We start from the raw sequence: 493 nt of genomic DNA on the forward strand, positions 1-493 counted from the left end.
CAAGAACCGACTTCTTGAACTGCTGGAAGATGCCTTCGAGTTCGGCTGGCGTTACCGGCCCTGGGATGAGTTGCTCAAGCAGCTCGGCTGAGAATTGCGGCTGCGCCGCCTTGTCCGTCGCTGCGGTTGTCTTCGTCTTGCGTGGCATTCATGCTCCTTGTTGACATGCTATGCATCACACACAAAATTTCTGACAGGCTCAGCAAAGCCACCCGCACATGCAACTCTGTGACCTGACGCTCAAACGTTCGGGCCATCACCCGCTCGCCCAGGCGTTTGAAGCAGTGCATCTTGGTCTCTACCAAGCTTCTTCGGTGGTAGCCGCTCCATTTCTTCCAAATCCCGCGCCCCAGCCTTTGGCAGGCTCGCAGCGCTTCGTTGCGCACTGCTGCTCCTTGCCTGGTTTCCTTCCACGGCTTGCCGTTCTTGCGCGGGGGTATTACCGCCTGCGCGCCTCTTTGCGCTATCACCGCATGGCAGTCTTTGGTGTCAT

At 58.0% G+C, this 493-nt stretch carries 2 pseudogenes; both read right to left on the minus strand.

Features of this window, described 5'->3' with window-relative positions:
* A pseudogene (locus ACYZGB_RS22840) lies at window positions 1-148 on the minus strand (IS256 family transposase); the annotation flags it as partial.
* Between the two features lie 49 nt (window positions 149-197).
* A pseudogene (locus ACYZGB_RS22845) lies at window positions 198-493 on the minus strand (transposase); the annotation flags it as partial.

The organism is Acidovorax sp. Q11, assembly GCF_054950075.1.